Below are 16,103 nucleotides of genomic sequence, written 5' to 3' on the forward strand. Positions count from 1 at the left end.
TCGGGGCGCGCCGGGACTGCATCCGCCTACCGATCAATCGGGACAGAGTGTCAATGGAGTTCTTCAGTTCTCTTGTTCTCGCCGGCATCAGCGTAGGCGCTGTCTACGCGCTCGTGGCGCTCGGCCTCAACATGACCTTCTTGACGACCCGCACGCTCAACTTCGGGCACGGCTCGGTCATGATGATTTGCGCGATGGTGCTCACCTTCGGCATCGCCCAGGGACTGCCGACGGGCGTCGCCGTCCTCATCGTGCTCGCGCTCGCCGTACTCCTCGGCTTCTTCGTGGAGCGCCTCGTCAGCCCGGCGCTCAAGACCGAGAACTCGATGGACTGGGTGGTGGCGACGCTCGGCCTCGGAATCCTACTCCAAGGCATCGCTGCGAAGCAGTTCGGTTCGCAGGCGGTCGCGTTTCCGGCGCTGATCTTTTCGTCCGCCGACTACCTGATGATCGGCGGCATGTTCATCTCCTACCAGTACCTCCTGGTGCTCGGCGTCTCGATCGTCCTCATCATCCTGTTCGAGAGCTTCCTGCGGTTCACCCGCTGGGGGCACGCCGTGCGCGCGGTTTCCATGGACCCCACCCTGGGGCGCGTCCAGGGGCTTCCAGTGCGAGGCATCATCGTCGGCTCGTTCATCCTGTCGGCCGTGCTCGGCGGCGTCGCCGGACTTCTTGTTGCCCAGATCGGCGGCACGGTCGACCCGGCGTTCGGCTTCAACCTCGTGGTGCTCGGCTTCGTCTCCGCGGTGGTGGGCGGCATGGGCTCCTCGCTCGGTGCGCTCGCCGGCGGCATCCTCGTCGGCGTCCTGTCGAAGCTCGTCGGCGGCTACGTCTCCACTGCCGCCGAGCAAGGCGTCGCATTCGCCCTCCTCATGCTGATGCTCTGGGTCCGCCCGCAGGGCCTCTTCGCCCAACCGGAGGTGTCCAAGGCATGAGCCGTGTCCGCGCCATCCTCACAAGGCTCCTGCTCACCCCCGTCACGCTCGCCGCGCTGGTGATCGGCTTCCTGATCGCCGCGCCGTACCTTGAGGCGGGGACGGTGCAGATCCTCACCTTCGCGCTGATCGCCGTCATCTTCGCCCAGTCTCTCAATGTGCTGACGGGTCTCGCAGGCCAGATCTCGCTCGGCCACGCCGGCTTCTTCGGCATCGGTGCCTACGGGACGGCGATCCTGTCGAAGTCGCACGGCATCTCGCTTCTCCTGTCGATCCCGGCGGGCGCGGTGATGGCGGGCGTCGTCGGCTACCTCCTGTCGTTCCCGGCGGGCCGGGTGCGCGACGTCTACCTCGCGATGATGACCGTCGGCTTCGGGCTGATCTTCTACGAGGTGGTGCGCGAGTGGCGCGACCTCACCGGCGGCACCATGGGCCTGCCCGGCGTCGCCTCGGCAGCGCTGCGCACCCTCGTCGTCTTCGGTGTGCGGCTCGACGAGGTGGACTACTTCCGAATCGTGCTGGTCGCGACGGTGCTCGTCCTCTGGCTCCTCAGGAACTTCGCCCAGAGCCGCACCGGGCGCAGCCTGATGACGATCCACCACAACGAGATGGCAGCAGGGAGCCTCGGCATCTCGCGCAGCGCCACCAAGCGGCTCGCCTACGGGGTCTCCGGCCTCGTCGCCGGTACCGCGGGCGCGTTCTACGCCCACCTCGTCGGCTACCTCGGGCCGGAGAGCTTCGGCCTCACGCGCTCCATCGAGGTGCTCGTGATCGCCATCGTCGGCGGCCTCGGGTCGATCGCGGGGCAGGTGGTCAGTGCCGTCCTTTTCACCTTCCTGCCGGAGCTCCTGCAGACGTTCGCCGAGTACCAGTTCATCGTCTACGGCCTCATTCTCACGTTCGCCCTCCTCGTCCTGCCGCGGGGCCTCGCGAGCGTCCTCTTCGAGTCGCCGCGCTACATCCGCTCCGGCGCGCTGAAGATCGCCCGGTCGGGGAGGGCGCCGCCGGCCGCGTCCACCCTGCCCGAGTTCACGGGGCGGGCGACCATCACGATCGAGAACCTGTCGAAGAGCTTCGACGGCCTCGTCGCCCTCGACGACGTGTCGCTCACACTCGAGCCGGGGCACATCACCGCGCTCGTCGGGCCGAACGGCTCGGGCAAGTCGACGCTCGTCAACGTCGTCAGCGGCATCTACAGGCCCAGCGGCGGCCGCGTCCGCCTCGGCGACCGGGACATAACCGGGATGCCCGACCACCAGATCGCCCGTGAGGGTATCATCCGCACCTTCCAGGACCCTCGCCTCGTGCCGCAGTTCACGGTGCGGGAGAACCTCCTCCTCGGCTCGCACCGCCTCGCCCGCCGCTCCGGCCTCGCAGCCACCGTCCAGCTTCCGTCCGCGGTGCGGGAGGAGGCGGCGTTCCTGCGCGAGGTGGAGGCGGCAATGGAGGAGACCGGCATCGCCCACCTCGCCGACACCACCATCGACCAGCTGCCCTACGGGTACTGCCGCCTCGTCGAGGTGGTGCGCGCACTCCTCGCCAAGCCCCATACCATCCTCCTGGACGAGCCCGCCGCCGGCCTCTCCGACGTCGAGATCGGCGCGCTGTCGGAGCTCATCCGCGGCATGAAGGCTTCCGGCCTCACCATCCTCCTCATCGACCACCGCATGGATTTCCTCGCCGAGCTCGTCGACAGCACCGTCGTGCTCGACTCCGGGCAGGTGATCTTCCGCGGCTCGATGGAGGAGATGCGCAAGGACCCGGAGGTGATCCGCGCCTACCTCGGCCAGGATCAGCCGCCCGCGGAGGAGGTGCGCGCCCGTGCTTGAGGTCAGCGAGCTGTGCGTCAGCTATGGCGCGGTGGAAGCGACGAAGGACATCACACTCACCGCGCCCGAGGGGTCGACCACGGCGATCCTGGGCGCCAACGGGGCAGGCAAGTCCTCCCTACTGCGGGCGATCTCCGGCGTCGCGCCGGTCGTCTCCGGCGACATCGTCGTCGGCGGCGTGAGCGTCGTCTCGCTATCCGCCGAGCGCCGCGCCCGCATGGGCCTCTCACACGCTATGGAGGGGCGGCGGATCTTCAAGCAGCTTACCGTGGAGGAGAACCTCGAACTCGCCTGGTCCTTTGGCGCCCGCACGCCGAACTTCGCAACGGCGCGTGCGACCATCTATGAGCGCTTTCCCATCCTGAAGGAGAAGGCGGGGGTGCGCGCCGGCCTCCTGTCCGGCGGCCAGCAGCAGATGGCGATCCTCTCGTGCGCCACCATTCGCAGCCCGCGCTACCTCCTCCTCGACGAGCCCTCGCTGGGCCTCGCACCCATCATCGTCACGCAGATCTACGGCTTCATTTCCGCCTACGCGCGGGAGTCGGGCACGACGGTAATCATCGCCGAGCAGATGGCGTCGATGGCACTGCGCGTGACCGACTTCGGCCACGTCCTGCGCAACGGCCGCATGGTGCTGTCCGGCGAGAGCAAGGACCTCCTCGCGCGCGGCGGCGAGTCGCTCCTGTCCTCCACCTACCTCTGAGCGGCAGCCCCACCAGCCTCAGCCTCCTCATCGGAGCTTTCGATGCCATATCCGGACGTTTCCCGGGTCGACACGGTCGCCATCGTCGGCTGCGGCACCATCGGCGCCTCCTGGGCCGCATGGTTCCTCGCCCGCGGCTACCGCGTGCGCGGCTGGGACCCCTCGCCGAGCGCGGCGGCCACGGTGCAGCGCACCGTGCGCGAGGCTTGGCCCTCGTTCCTCGCCCTGGGCATTGCCACCGGCGACGCGGAGGAGGCGCTCGCGCGCGTAACCGTCTCGGGCGAACTCGAGGCGGCGGTCGATGGCGCCGGCTTCGTCCAGGAGAGCGCGCCGGAAAATGCTGACGTGAAGCTACCGCTCCTCGAGCGGCTGGACAAAGCGGTTGGCGAGTGCGTCATCGCCTCCTCCACGTCGGGCTTCATGCCGTCCCGGCTCCAGTCCGTCATGGCGAACCCCGGGCGGCTCGTCGTCGGCCACCCGTTCAACCCGCCGCATCTCATCCCGCTGGTCGAGGTGGTCGGCGGCGAGCAGACCGACCCTGCGGCCGTGGCCTGGGCGCTCGACTTCTACCGGCACGTCGGCAAGCGGCCGATCCACGTGCGCAAAGAGGTTCCGGGGCACGTGTCGAACCGGCTCCAGGTCGCGCTCTGGCGCGAGGCGGTGCATCTCGTCGCCGAGGGCGTCGCAAACGTCGCCGACGTCGACGCGGCGATCGCCGACGGCCCTGGCCTGCGCTGGGCCATCATGGGCCCCCACCTCACCTTCCACCTCGGCGGTGGCGAGGGCGGTATGCGCCACTTCCTCGACCATCTGGGCGGCCCCATCGAGAGCTGGTGGGACACTCTCGGCAATCCCTCTCTTACGCCGGAGGTACGCCACAAGCTGGTCGCCGGCATTGAGGAGGAGAAGGCCGGCTGCGACGACGCTGCGCTGCGCCGGCAGCGCGACGAGCGGCTCGTCGAGCTTCTGCGCCTCCTCCATCCGCGCTGAGGGCACGCTTCACGAGCTCGTCGCGATCGTGGAGCTGCAGCGCGAGCCGCAGGAGCATGTTCCGCACGTAAAGGCGTACCATCGGCCCCCGCATCTCGGAATGCCACGTCCGATCAGCTCGTCTGTAATTGCGCAAAGTGTGGTGCTGCCGTCCGCCTGCTCTGACCCCCGCAAACTCGTCCATCTGAAGCTAGAGTCCGGCCCGATGGAAGGACCGGACGATGAAGCGATCGAAGTTCAACGAGGAGCAGATCGTGGCGATTCTGCGCGAGCAGGAGGCGGGTGCAAAGACGGCTGATCTGTGCCGTCGCCAGGGCATCTCGAGCGCGACCTTCCACGCGTGGAAGGCGAAGTACGGCGGGTTGGACGTGTCGGAGGCGCGGCGGCTGCAAGCGCTCGAGGACGAGACCGCCAAGGCTGAAGCGCCTTCTCGCCCATGCGATGCTCGACAACACCGCGTTGAAGGATCCCTCGGCCGAAAATGGTAACGCCCGCCGCCGAGCGGACCGCGGTCGCTCATCTCGTCAAGGCTCATGAGATGAGCGAGCGGCGGGCGTGCCATGTTCTCGAAGTCGACCGTTCCTCGGTGCGCTATCAGAGCTATCGCCCCGACGACGCAGCGCTGCGAACACGCATGCGCGAGCTGGCAGCCGAACGGAGGCGGTTCGGCTACCGGCGCCTCCATGTCCTCCTGCGCCATGAGGGGCTCGTGGTGAACAAGAAGAGCACCCAGCGGCTCTACCGCGAAGAGGGCCTGACCGTCAGGAAGCAGCGTGGGCGCAAACGGGCGACCGGACGCGTGCGCCGCTTCTGACAAAAGCTTGCTCGAACGCCCGCTGGTCCGTCGACTTGCGTAGCACGACCAGCTCGCTGACGGGCGAAGGCTACGGATCTTCAACGTCATCGACGACGTCACGAAGGAATGCCTCGCCGCGGTGGTCGACACCTCGATCTCGGGCAAGCGCGTCGCTCGGGAGCTCTCTGCCGTCGTCGCGCGGCGCGGCAAGCCCGAGCTCATCGTCAGCGATCACGGCACCGACTTCACCTCGAATGCCATGCTCGCGTGGATCCACGCTGCCGGCATCGCCTGGCACTTCATCGCGCCCGGCAAGCCGATGCAGAACGGGATCTGCGAGGCATTCAACGCCCGCATGCGCGACGAGCTCTTGAACGAGACCCTGTTCTTTGGCCTCGGCCACGCCCCGAAGCGCTACGGCGCGATGGGTCGCAGACTACAACGGCCGGAGGCCGCACTCGACGCTCGGCTACCGTACACCGGATGCCTATGCCGCCCACCTGACCGCAGTGGACGATCGGCTCCGCGTGACGGAAGCGCTCCACCGATCGCCCATTGCTCCGCCGGCGGAACAACGCCAATCTCAGCAGCCGCCTCCGGTTTCACCTGGATGAGCTACGGGGGTCAGAGCACGTCCGCGCCGCCGCCGACAACAGGAGCTATGCCCCACTTCGCCGCTCAGTACAGACCTCTATGTTCGTACTATTTTCTATTCGACGGGCGCACGCAACACCCGTTCACAGAGGGCGTTTCGGCCAAGTGATCAAATATTTGAGCCCAGTTTGGTGCGTTTGCTGCCTAAGGCCGAGTGTTTGAACGAGACGCTGTTCCGCAGCCTTGACCACGCTCGCGCCGTCTTGGGCGCGTGGCGCGACGACTACAACAACGTGCGCCCGCACGGCGCATTGAACGGGCTGACACCCGCCGACGTCGCGGCACTTGCGGCCGGCATCCACGACCAGCACAACCATCTCGCCAGACTCCAGTCATAACCGGAGGAGATCAGGGGCTCACGTCAGCGGCAGCCGGAGGGACTGACGCTGAAGAGGCTGATCAAAGCGATCCCTGCAAATTGGGATGCCGAGTAGCCCGAAGGCATCACGTATGGGAAGCCTAGCATGCTAACTCAGCTACGAATCGCTGGGTTGCGCGAAGCAGGAGCCGCCATTGCCGATTCGACACGTGTTGCAACTAGATAGGTCGCGCCTTCGCCCTTTCGTTGAATGACGACGTTGATCTTTGCAAGAGCCGCTGCCTGCGCTTCAGGCGGGATAGCGAAAGGATGCTTCACCTTCACATTGCTCGGAGGCGCCCAGGCGCCGAACCCTTGGTCGAGCATGACCTTCGCGGCGTGGCCGTCGGAGAAAGCCAATGTCAGGGAGCGGGCGTGCGGAACGATGGCATGGTGCACGCTCAACCGTAGCCGGCGGATCCGACCATAGGCCTCAATGGTCCGGCGCTGATCATCGGCATCGGGCCAGTCGTGCCAGGCGAGGAAGGGTGTGCGCCTAGGCGGAGCCTGACGAGGCTCGCGCGTGGCGATCGAAACGTCCGGAGTGGACGATCCGCGGCCGGCGATCGCTGCCATCGTGTCGACGCAAAGCCGCGCCACCAACGGTGACACGACGTAAGGGTCTTCATAGTGCATTGAGGAGATCGGCCGATTCAACCATGCGCCGGCCGACGTCAGGGCTCCGATCAGCCGTTCGGCGCACATTTCACCGAACTTCGCGAGGCTCGTATCGAGTTCGTCCTCGATCTCTTCCAGCACCACACTTGCAGGCGCGGCAAGTTCGTCGCGATCGAGGGGGGCAAAGGTCGGTGGTACAAGCGGACCTGTCGCGATCGGATGCGACTGTGCCAGACCCCAGTTCCGGTCGGGGGTGGCGATGGTCTCGCCGCGAGCGGCCCAGGCCGTAGTCTCGTCACCAGCTTCTACGAGCGCCATCAGCCTCGCGCCGTTGGCAAACCGGGGAATCTCGGCTTCGCCGAGTCCCAGTTCGTGGCGTAGCGCGAAGTCGCGAAGCTGCTGCCGCCCCGCGGGGTCCAGTGTAGCCAAAACGGCCGGCGGCAGCCCGATCCGGAGCGCATGGCCGCGGGCGCGCCATGTCGCGAACGAGGGGACGATGGGCCAGGCAGCCAAAAGAACGGGATCGAAGTCTGCGGGTAGATAGAGCGTCAGGCGAGCACTCCCCGAACGGCTCAAACAGCGGTCGATCTCGTCGGGTACGTAAAGAGAGAGGCGGGCCCCGGGGACGAAGCGCTCGTCTTCCGGCAGTTGATCGGGAATGACGAGCGTCGTGTTGAGGTACTCAAGCGCGGAGAGCCGGTCGAGCTGTTCCGGGGCGTCGCCAGTACGCACACACGCGGAGCAACCGCTCTCACAACCTGGTGTATGGCAGTTGAGCACATAGCGGGCCCGACGCAGCGTGTCCCGCAGATTGTCGGTCAGCGCGGTAGCGAAACCTGCCCCCCCCGCCGTCTTGTCGAACACGAAGAGGGAGATGGACCTGCCCGTCTCGCCGCGATTGAGCGCGGTCGCAACGCCCATCTCCTCGGCCTCTATCCCGAGTCGCCGGGCGAGCCCTTCACGCAGCGCGACGACCAGCGCGTCGGCTGACGGCCGCGTCAGCAGGGCGTGATGGGGCAACTGCAGCTCCACGACGTCGGTCTGCGTCTCATAGCCGAGCGCAACCTTCTCCTTGATCTTCCAAGGGTTCGCGTTGCCTTCGCAAAGGTCGGTACTTTGCCCCTTCTTCCAGCGCAGCGGCTTGTGGTCTTTCAGCGAGCCCGGCGCAGAAGGTTCAGCCCGGCCGCAATGCAGGCAAACGTCGTAGGCGTTGGTACCCGGCCCGCGGCTCTGGTAGTAGACAAGACCCTCGCGCGACCACCTGATCCGGCCCAGGTGGGGGAGCGGCAGCGCATGCCATGCTGCATCTCGGGTAGATACCTGCGGCGGCTGCGGGGGAACGTAGGTGATCTCCTCTGTCTTCGTATGCGGCTTGCGCCGAGGATCGACCGTGAAGCCGGCAGGGCGGAGGAAGGTCGAGCGCTTGAGGGCGGTCGATCCGCAAGCGCGGCACGCCTCATCGGCGCAGACCATGCCGACGGTATCGGTTGTCCCGCAATCTCGGCAGCGCCGGTGCTCGCGCAGACTCTGGATCTCGTTCACAGCCTCCGTGCTCGGCGGTCGCTTCCAGTTCAGCGTCACCCCTGCAGAGCGGTAAACGAGCCCGTCGAGCACAACGTCTGTGCCCGGGGCGTAGTCCCGGATCGCAAGGTCAAGCGAACGCTGGGGGCCCACGGCGCGGCGATGACGTGTCCCGTCGTGATCTTCAGTCCGTGAGGCCACCGGGCGGTTAGGCAGGAAGGTGACGACGTTGGTGGGGAAGCCGTGGCCCGGCAGGAAGCCGCGGTCGGCAATGCCGGAAAGCAGGAACTCTTGGGTGAGACGCCGCAACTCAGCGTGCATGCGACCACGCTTGCCGTCGCTGACGTCCTCCCGTGCGAGCGTACGCAGCCCCTCCCATTCGTCCTCGAACCCTCGCGCCAACTCGTCGAGTGCTGATCTCGTGTCTTCAATCAGCATCTTGTCGCGCTCGGCCACCGAGCGGCGAGCTATCCGGGAGACCGGGTCGGCGTGCGCGCTGCGAGTCGAGGGGAGCGCGAGCCAATCGTGAAACTGGATCGCCGGACGATCCGCCTTCGGAGGTCGGGCGGCTTTCGGATCGTCGGGGCAACCGAAGAATGCCCCAATCTGCATTGCGTGCATATCGCCGGCGCGTTCGCGGATGAAGGCGCCGAGAAGATAGGCGTTGACGTGCCTTTGCACGATGGGCCGGCTCGACAAGGTTACCTTCGGCGCCGCCATTGAGCGCGCAAGGAAGCGCATCGGGTCGCGGAACGCCTCGCGGTCGAGCGGGCGGTCCTTGCAGAAGGTAAAGGCAAGGGCAGTCGCCTGGGCGCGCCGGCCGGCTCGCCCGACGCGCTGACGATAGTTCGCAATCGAGGGCGGAACGTTGGTCATCATGACCGCCTCGACCGAGCCGATGTCGACGCCCATCTCCATCGTCGTCGAACAGTTGAGGACGTTGATCCGCCCTTCCTTGAATGCGCTTTCATAGAGGCGCAGCCGGGAGCCGTCCTGCTGTGCGGAGTGCTCGGCCGAGCGGGCGTAGGGAGCAAAAAGCGCAATGCGATCGTTGAGATCGGGCCAGACGCCGCGATCGCGAAGGGCCGCGATGCCAGGATCGTCCGCGAGCCAATCAAACGTCTCGGCGCGTGCATCGGCCGGGTCGACCTTGCGCGTAAGCGGCGCCGGGTGCGTGGGAAGCGCGATCGGCTCGGCGCGCTCGGCGGCCGACGACCGTGTGTAGGGGGTCAGCCCGAATGGAGCGACGTCGAGGACGCGGCGCGTTACCGGGCAGACAAATGCCTCGGTAAGCGGTGCGATGCGGCATCTTGTGAGGTCGAGTGTCCTGCGGTCAGGGTTCGGTCCGAGGGTGCGTCCGATCGCACGCCACGCGGCGTCGAGACATTCGTCGAGATCATCCCGGTCCTCCCGGTCCTTCAGGTCAATACCCAAGCCCGCGACGAGCAGGGCGACAATGCGCGAGCGCGCGTTGATGCGCACGCCGCCGGGCCAGGCGAGTTCGAAGGGACGGTTCTTTTTCTGGTCGGGCCCAATTAGCGAGCGCAGCCCGACATGGGGTTCGACCCAATGGCGCAGCGCGGGGCTCATCTCTACGGCGCTGTTGGCGCGGACGAAGTGCGTGGCAACCGCTGCAAGGTAGGACTGCCAGTCGGCGAGCGTCTTGCCGCGCTGGCTGAACGGGCGCGGCAAGCGCATCGTCTCGCTCTCGAGGTCGGGGTAGCACAAGGCACCGAGGCCGAGGGTCTCGAGGGAGTTCGCTGTCCGCGGGCGGCGGGCGAACTCGCGCACCAGAAGGAAATGCGCGAGCTTCCCCGCATCGCTGAACTCGTCACCGTCACGCGCGCTCCACACTTCGTGGATCCAGTCAGCGACCTCCGGGCGGGCGGAGAGCCAGTCGCGCAGGTCGGTCCAGGCGACGCCATCCGTGCGCGGCGAGGTGAGGTTCGCCAGCTCGCTGCGTTTCGCGTTCACGAGGTTCTCGAGAGCCGGGTTCGACGCGGCTACGACCGCCTGGTTCAGCCCTGCAATCTCCGCTTCCAGGCGCGCGACCCGCGCAGGATCGGCAGCTATCGGACGGAGCGTGTCCTGCACGACGTGGTAGACGTAGGAGCGTACGAAGTTGCGCTCCGCCTCCATCTGGAGCTTGGCTGCGAAGCGGGCGGTCCCCTGGCGGCTGTCGGTAAACGAGAGCAGGCGGCGGCCATCGGACGGACGCGGCTCGGCGGTGTCCGCCGGGCGCAGGCCTTCGAGGAGGATCGGGGCCGCGTTGCCGACGAGGAACGGCGCGCCGAAGCGCAACGGACGCAGGAGGGGACGCTTCGCTCCACCGGGCGTGCAATGCGGGCACGCCGTCTTGTCGTGGCCGTCTTCCACCAGAAATTTCAGGGCCGTTACGGCCGCAGGGTCGGGCTCTCTCCAGCGTTCCGGGTCGAGGATAAGCGGACGTGCGGCCCCGGTCGGATGGGCGGCGAACAGGATGCGGTTCGCAAGACCTTCGGCGTCCGACGCGGCTTTCTCCTCGTCGGCGGCGTCCGGGTCGTCCTCAGCGTCGGAGTCCTCGGCGAACTCGTCGGCGGTGGCGCTGCGGCCGATGCCGGCGATCCTGTCGCCCCGCCACTCACCTTCCAGGAAGGCTTCGCCGCAGGAGGAGCAGGCAAGCAGTTCGAGAACGGGACCGCTGCATGTGGGGCATGCGTCGGCGCGCTCGGCGAGAAGGCGGCCGAATTCCCAGCCTTCAGGCGATCCGGCGCAGCCGGGGTTGAGACAGGACCAGAGCCCGGACATGGCGCGCTCAAAGCCGTGGATGCGCATGGGAGCGAGGAGTTCTTTGCCGTCCTCGAACGTCTTCTCGGCCGATGCGAGCTTCAAGGCGAGGTCTTCGGGAAGGACACCGAAACGGGCTGCTGGCGCCTCGAGATCCGAGAGGCGCATGCTCCCACGGCTGAGTCGCTCGACGAGCTGCCATGCCTCGGGGTCGGTCGAGAGGAGATCATAGGCCTCCTCGGGCGAAGCCGCAGCGAGATCGACATCGCCACGGGGGGGCTCTCCTCGCCGGAGAGGCTTCGGATCGCCTTTGATGACGAAGACGTTGTCGTCCGGAACGCCGGCGATGTCTGCGAGAAAGCGGCCCAACGGCTCGCGTTCGCCGTCTCCGATGGTTGCCGACGTCGCGATGAAGCGAACGCTTTCCGCGCTGACGCCGAACGCTAGCATGACGCGGCGCAGGAGGAGCGCCACTTCCGCCGCCGCGGCCCCGACAAGCGAGTGCGCCTCGTCCAGAACGATCCACTTCAGCTTGCCACGAGACTTGTCGAGGATCGGCTGGTCCTCCGGCCGCGCAAGCATGTATTCGAGCATCGTCACATTGGTGACGAGGATTGGCGGCGGGCTCTCCCGCAGCGCAGGCCGGTCAACGACTTGCTCGGGGGTCGAGCGGCGGATCGATGCCGGCTGTGCCTGCTTCGGCAGATCCCCGTTGTAGAGGCAGTAGCGGATCCGTCCGCCGAACGGTGCGCTCCATGCGGAGAGGCGCTCGCGCTGGCTCTCAATGAGGGCGTTCAGCGGATAGAGCATCAACGCCTGTACACCTTCCGGAGTGGCTCCCGCCCCTGCCTCGTCGGCGAGGTTGCTCAGGATCGGGTAGAGGAAGCACTCCGTCTTTCCCGACCCTGTGCCGGAGGTGACAAGGACGGAGCGCGGCGTTCCGGGCGCACGCAAGTGGCGCCATGCCTCCAGCTGGTGCTGGTACGGCTTGCGCTCGAGCGGGACGCGGTAGTCGTGCCCTTCTGGCAGCGCGGCCATTGCCTCGACGAATTGGCGGTTCAGGAGGCCGCTGCTGCCGAGATCGCGCATCGTCGTCCCAGCCGCAAGGAAGGGGCGTGCTCCCTCGATTACCGGTTCCTGCATCAGGGCGCCGGTCACCGGGTCGGACGATAAAAGGAGTTCGCGCAGGTGACGGCGAAGTGGTGCGTGATCGAGGCGGGACTGGGCCAGGACGGCTTCGACAGCGCGCCGGCGGACCTCCGCTAGGGTTTCGAACGGCGACATCAGGACAGCTCGTAGAATGCGATGAGGTGCGGGAGAGCGGCGGCGACGAAGGCGGGGTCGTCGCGCAACGTGGTACGCGCGAGAAGGCGACAGGACGTGTTCAGCTTGATGCGCTCGAGCACCGCGGCCGCGGCGAGAGCGGGGGTTAACAGCGGCTCCACTGCTTCGAGATTGAATGTCCTGAATTCAGCCGGCAGACCCAGTCCGGCGCTCGCGAGAGCGTCGACGGCTCCGTAGACCGTAGGCATCGCAACGGTTTCCGCGTCTGCGCGTTGGAAGTGCCGTCGCACAAACGCCTGCGCCACCGTGCCTAGGGGCACCGGCGCGGCGGAGGACTGACACGGCAGTCCTACCCTTCGAAGGATCGGTTCGAACGCGGGCTCAAGCTCGGTCAGCGCGCCGGCGAGACGTCGCATCTCCTCGGCGAGGATCAAGTTGCGGCTTTGCGCGTCGAGGCCGGCGAGCGCATCGTGAAGGTGCGCCGCGAACGCTCCGATGGCTGCGCGCCAGGCCGCAAGCGGGATCGTCAGCCACAGGAACGGGACCTTGTCCTGAAGGTCGAAGACCATGCGCCGAGTGACGTCGTCCGGAGCAGCCAGGAGGAGCTGGACCAGCGCTTCGGGATGCTCTGGCAGGCAGGCGAGCGCGTCGATGGCAGCCGGCGGCAGGCCGTTGAGGTGACGGATCGCGCTGAACAGCCAGTCGATGTCCTCGCGCGTTGCGGTCGCCGATCCGATAGTCGCGAGGCCCGCCCCGACCTGCCGGCGTCGTTCCTCGTAATCGGTGACGAGGATCGCCGCGCGCAGCGTGCCGGACTGGATCGGAGGAGAGAGCCGCGCAACGAGGAGCGGCCGGGAGACGACGTCGGGACCGTCCCTTAGGTAGACGAGGATGGGGCCATCGAGATGCTCCGGCAGTGTCCAGAGATCCTGGCCTGCCTCCTGCAGCGCATGTTCGTGCTTGGGCGCCAGAAGCATTCGCGCGACTGGACGCATGTCGGCCTCTGTCGGAGCCGTCCAGCGAACGAACCCGCTCTCGTGCACCGGCCGCTCGGTCCGGTAGCGTCCAACGCGCACCGGCGGCTGGCCGCTGCCCAGGAACTCGAGATCGAACACCGTGTCCTGCTCGGCGGCGATGGCGAAGCGGGCGTCGAAATCGTCGCGCAGACCTGCGAGGGGGAACTCTCCGTCGAAGCGCAGGGAAACACGGTTGCGCTGACCGCCAGCAGACATCGTCGTGCGCTCGCCAGATACGGCGACGGCGCCCCGCAGTCCATTGAGGTCGATCGTGGACCCGGGACGCAGCAGCGTTCCGTCCGCGAGCACGACCGCCGGGCGCGTACCCTTCATTGGCAGAATGAGATCGCTCGTGGCGCCCGAGGGCGCGACGAGCGTCAGCGGAACGCGATAGGCCGGCGCGCCCTCGCACTCGATCCGTGCCTCACGCCCGCTCATCGTGCAGCGCACCGACGCACTGCGCGAACGCAAGGTCCAGCCGTCCAGGTTCTCGAGTGTGACGATGCTGCGGGCATCAACCGTCCGGCCCCGCACCGCCGCGCCCTGCGGTACCAGCACGACCCGCCGTCGTTCCAGCTGGATGCCTGCCCGCGGGTCGCGCCAGGAGAGGTCGACGATCCCCGTCCCGGAGATCGTGCCCGAGTTCTCCCGCCAGGCGCCTCCCGGGACGCGGGTGAAGAGTTCGCCCGGGCCTGGGGGACGCTCCTGACCGGCGGTGCGCACGTAAATCTTGAGCGGGGCGAAGAATACGTCCTCATCCACGGCCGGGATGTCGACCGCGGTCCGGGCTGCGAGCACCAGCTCGGCCTCTCGCTCCTCGCTGTTCGGCTCGAGGCGGTAGCGCACGTCAGGATCGTCCGGATCGCAGAAGTACGCGGTCCGCGCCACCGTCACGAGGCGCCGACGCAGGTGCCGCAGCACCTCGTCTCCGACGATCCCGTCGTTAGGCGCATCGACGCGCCAGTGCGCGGGCACGAGACCCGCGAGACTGCTCGCCCGCGAAGTCGCCGAACCGGTCCGCAGGAGGCGCAGCAGCGGCGGCCCTCCGGGAATGGTGTCCTCCTCCCGGAACACCAACATCTCTGAACGGACCGGATTGCCGCCGGGCCATGTGAAGTCGCGCCCGACCCCGTTCGATACGAGCCTGACCGAGACGGCGGCGTCGAACGGGTAGGCCGGCAGGACCCGGGAAAAGTCGCGTCGAGGGATCACCTTCCACGTCCGCTGCGTCTCGGTCGGGGGCTGGAAGAGAGCCAGCTCGTTCTCGATCGACCGTGCAAGCTGTCCAACGGGAATCGCGCGTGCGGTGCCGTTCTTTGAGGCGAGAGGCACGGCCGACACGGGGAGCTCGCCCCTGGCAAGGAAGCGTAGTCCTGGCCGCCACGTTCCATCGACCTTCATGAGGTATCGGGTCGCGCGAACGTCGGCGGTCGACAGGCTCACCTTCTCGCGCAGAAGACCGTCGACCAATGCGCCGGCGCGGCGATCGCCGGGGCGTGTATAGATCGGCAGTTCGCCGCGCCAGCCGGGGTGCGTCGCGTCGAGGTAGGCAACGCTCGCGATGCCTTGCCGGTCGGCGGCGATTCTGGTGCGCCAGTGAATGATGCGTTCGGCGAGCTCGGCCACTCGGTCCGCGAAATCGTCGTTCGCGTACGACTTCGGCAGACGCCAGAGATGATCGCCGACGAAGCTGCGGATCTGTCCCAGGGTTTCCAACCGGTGCGCACCTGCTCCGGCGATCAGAACGAGCAAAAAGTCCTTGAGCCAGCCTTGGGCGTCTTCGGCGAGGGCGCCTCCGGGAATGCCGCCTTCGTAGTTCAGCGTGAGAAGAAACTCTCGGCTGCCGTCCTCGCTTTTGAGAAGCGGACGCTTCCAGAAACTGAGCCCATTGAGCGTCATTTCGCGCTTGGTGGCGTCGCAAACCCCCTGAAGCTCTGCGGGCGCGACTTCCTGCCAGCTGTGCCAGGTTTTTGACGCCTCGCGGCGGAACCACTCCGACGCGAAGGCGACAAACAGCGGGGCATCGCGGAGGTCGGGCCGGCCTTCGTGGCGCCAAGCGTCCCGCGCACGACGCTGAACGATCTTGCATGCGTCGCCGTACTCGGCGTCGGTAATGCGGTATTTAAAAACGGGGCGCCCGTCGGGCATGTCGAGATCTCGTTCCCGGAAGAAGCGTTCTAACCAGGCTTTAGCCTGCATTGCACGGGGTACTGACTCGGCTGCCGTGCCGTTCCTTCGGCGAATGCGCTGGATTTGGCTGGCCGCCGCGGCAGCCAGGAACAGCGCCTCCTCGGTGTCCCGACGGTTTAGCTCCTGGAGAAGGTGTCGGAGGGCTTCGTAGTCGTCCTTGATTGCTGAGAGATACTTCTCAAGCTGATTGTCAGTTGCATTGTGGACGTTCACTTCTGGCATGACGGAATAGTTACCTCGTCCATCGATCACTCAAAGGGGCGCTGAAAGGCGAGCGCACCCTTTTCTCCTTTTGTATAGTACAGAGAATTACTCGAACAACCGGCGACGCGGCATAGCGGTTCTCGTGGAATGAAGGTGGTGGCAGTTCGAGAAGGCGGCGTATCGGGCGGTCGACGAAGCTCGCCAGTACCCGCATCGAGTAATGCGCCTCCGTGTAGTCC

At 67.0% G+C, this 16,103-nt stretch carries 7 protein-coding genes and 1 pseudogene; 6 read left to right on the forward strand and 2 right to left on the reverse strand.

Annotated features, from left to right (window positions below):
- Positions 1 to 53 precede the first annotated feature (53 nt).
- From ACOOE8_RS14265 to ACOOE8_RS14290, 6 genes and pseudogenes are all read left to right on the forward strand, one after another.
- A complete protein-coding gene (locus ACOOE8_RS14265) occupies positions 54 to 935 on the forward strand; it encodes a branched-chain amino acid ABC transporter permease (protein WP_420392100.1) in 882 nt (293 codons plus the stop codon).
- Positions 932 to 2,764: an ABC transporter permease subunit gene (locus ACOOE8_RS14270; RefSeq protein WP_420392101.1), complete on the forward strand. Its 1,833-nt coding sequence runs from the start codon at positions 932 to 934 to the stop codon at positions 2,762 to 2,764. Before ACOOE8_RS14265 ends, ACOOE8_RS14270 begins: the two co-directional genes overlap by 4 nt.
- Positions 2,757 to 3,467 (forward strand): ABC transporter ATP-binding protein, encoded by a 711-nt coding sequence (locus tag ACOOE8_RS14275; protein WP_420392102.1) that lies wholly within the window; start codon positions 2,757 to 2,759, stop codon positions 3,465 to 3,467. The genes ACOOE8_RS14270 and ACOOE8_RS14275 overlap by 8 nt, the downstream gene beginning before the upstream one ends.
- A gap of 42 nt (positions 3,468 to 3,509) precedes the next feature.
- Positions 3,510 to 4,457, forward strand: a complete 948-nt coding sequence (locus ACOOE8_RS14280) for a 3-hydroxyacyl-CoA dehydrogenase NAD-binding domain-containing protein (protein ID WP_420392103.1) — start codon at positions 3,510 to 3,512, stop codon at positions 4,455 to 4,457.
- 221 nt (positions 4,458 to 4,678) lie between these two features.
- Positions 4,679 to 5,867: pseudogene (locus tag ACOOE8_RS14285) on the forward strand (IS3 family transposase).
- Between the two features lie 198 nt (positions 5,868 to 6,065).
- Complete coding sequence (locus ACOOE8_RS14290) at positions 6,066 to 6,245, forward strand: integrase core domain-containing protein (RefSeq protein WP_420392104.1); 180 nt, start codon at positions 6,066 to 6,068, stop codon at positions 6,243 to 6,245.
- 134 nt (positions 6,246 to 6,379) lie between these two features.
- On the opposite strand, the gene ACOOE8_RS14295 is transcribed toward ACOOE8_RS14290, so the two are convergent.
- A complete protein-coding gene (locus tag ACOOE8_RS14295; protein WP_420392105.1) occupies positions 6,380 to 12,454 on the reverse strand; it encodes a DEAD/DEAH box helicase in 6,075 nt (2,024 codons plus the stop codon).
- Positions 12,454 to 15,882, reverse strand: coding sequence for an STY4851/ECs_5259 family protein (locus tag ACOOE8_RS14300; protein ID WP_420392106.1), 3,429 nt, complete (start codon positions 15,880 to 15,882; stop codon positions 12,454 to 12,456). Before ACOOE8_RS14300 ends, ACOOE8_RS14295 begins: the two co-directional genes overlap by 1 nt.
- Positions 15,883 to 16,103: the final 221 nt, after the last annotated feature.

Origin of the sequence: Acuticoccus sp., assembly GCF_965213555.1 — a bacterium.
Classification (GTDB): Bacteria; Pseudomonadota; Alphaproteobacteria; order Rhizobiales; family Amorphaceae; genus Acuticoccus.

Coding starts and splice junctions, on each gene's coding strand:
- ACOOE8_RS14295 (WP_420392105.1), bottom strand. CDS start 12,454: ATGTCGCCGTTCGAAACCCTAGCGGAGGTCCGCCGGCGCGCTGTCGAA.
- ACOOE8_RS14300 (WP_420392106.1), bottom strand. CDS start 15,882: ATGCCAGAAGTGAACGTCCACAATGCAACTGACAATCAGCTTGAGAAG.
- ACOOE8_RS14270 (WP_420392101.1), top strand. CDS start 932: ATGAGCCGTGTCCGCGCCATCCTCACAAGGCTCCTGCTCACCCCCGTC.
- ACOOE8_RS14280 (WP_420392103.1), top strand. CDS start 3,510: ATGCCATATCCGGACGTTTCCCGGGTCGACACGGTCGCCATCGTCGGC.
- ACOOE8_RS14265 (WP_420392100.1), top strand. CDS start 54: ATGGAGTTCTTCAGTTCTCTTGTTCTCGCCGGCATCAGCGTAGGCGCT.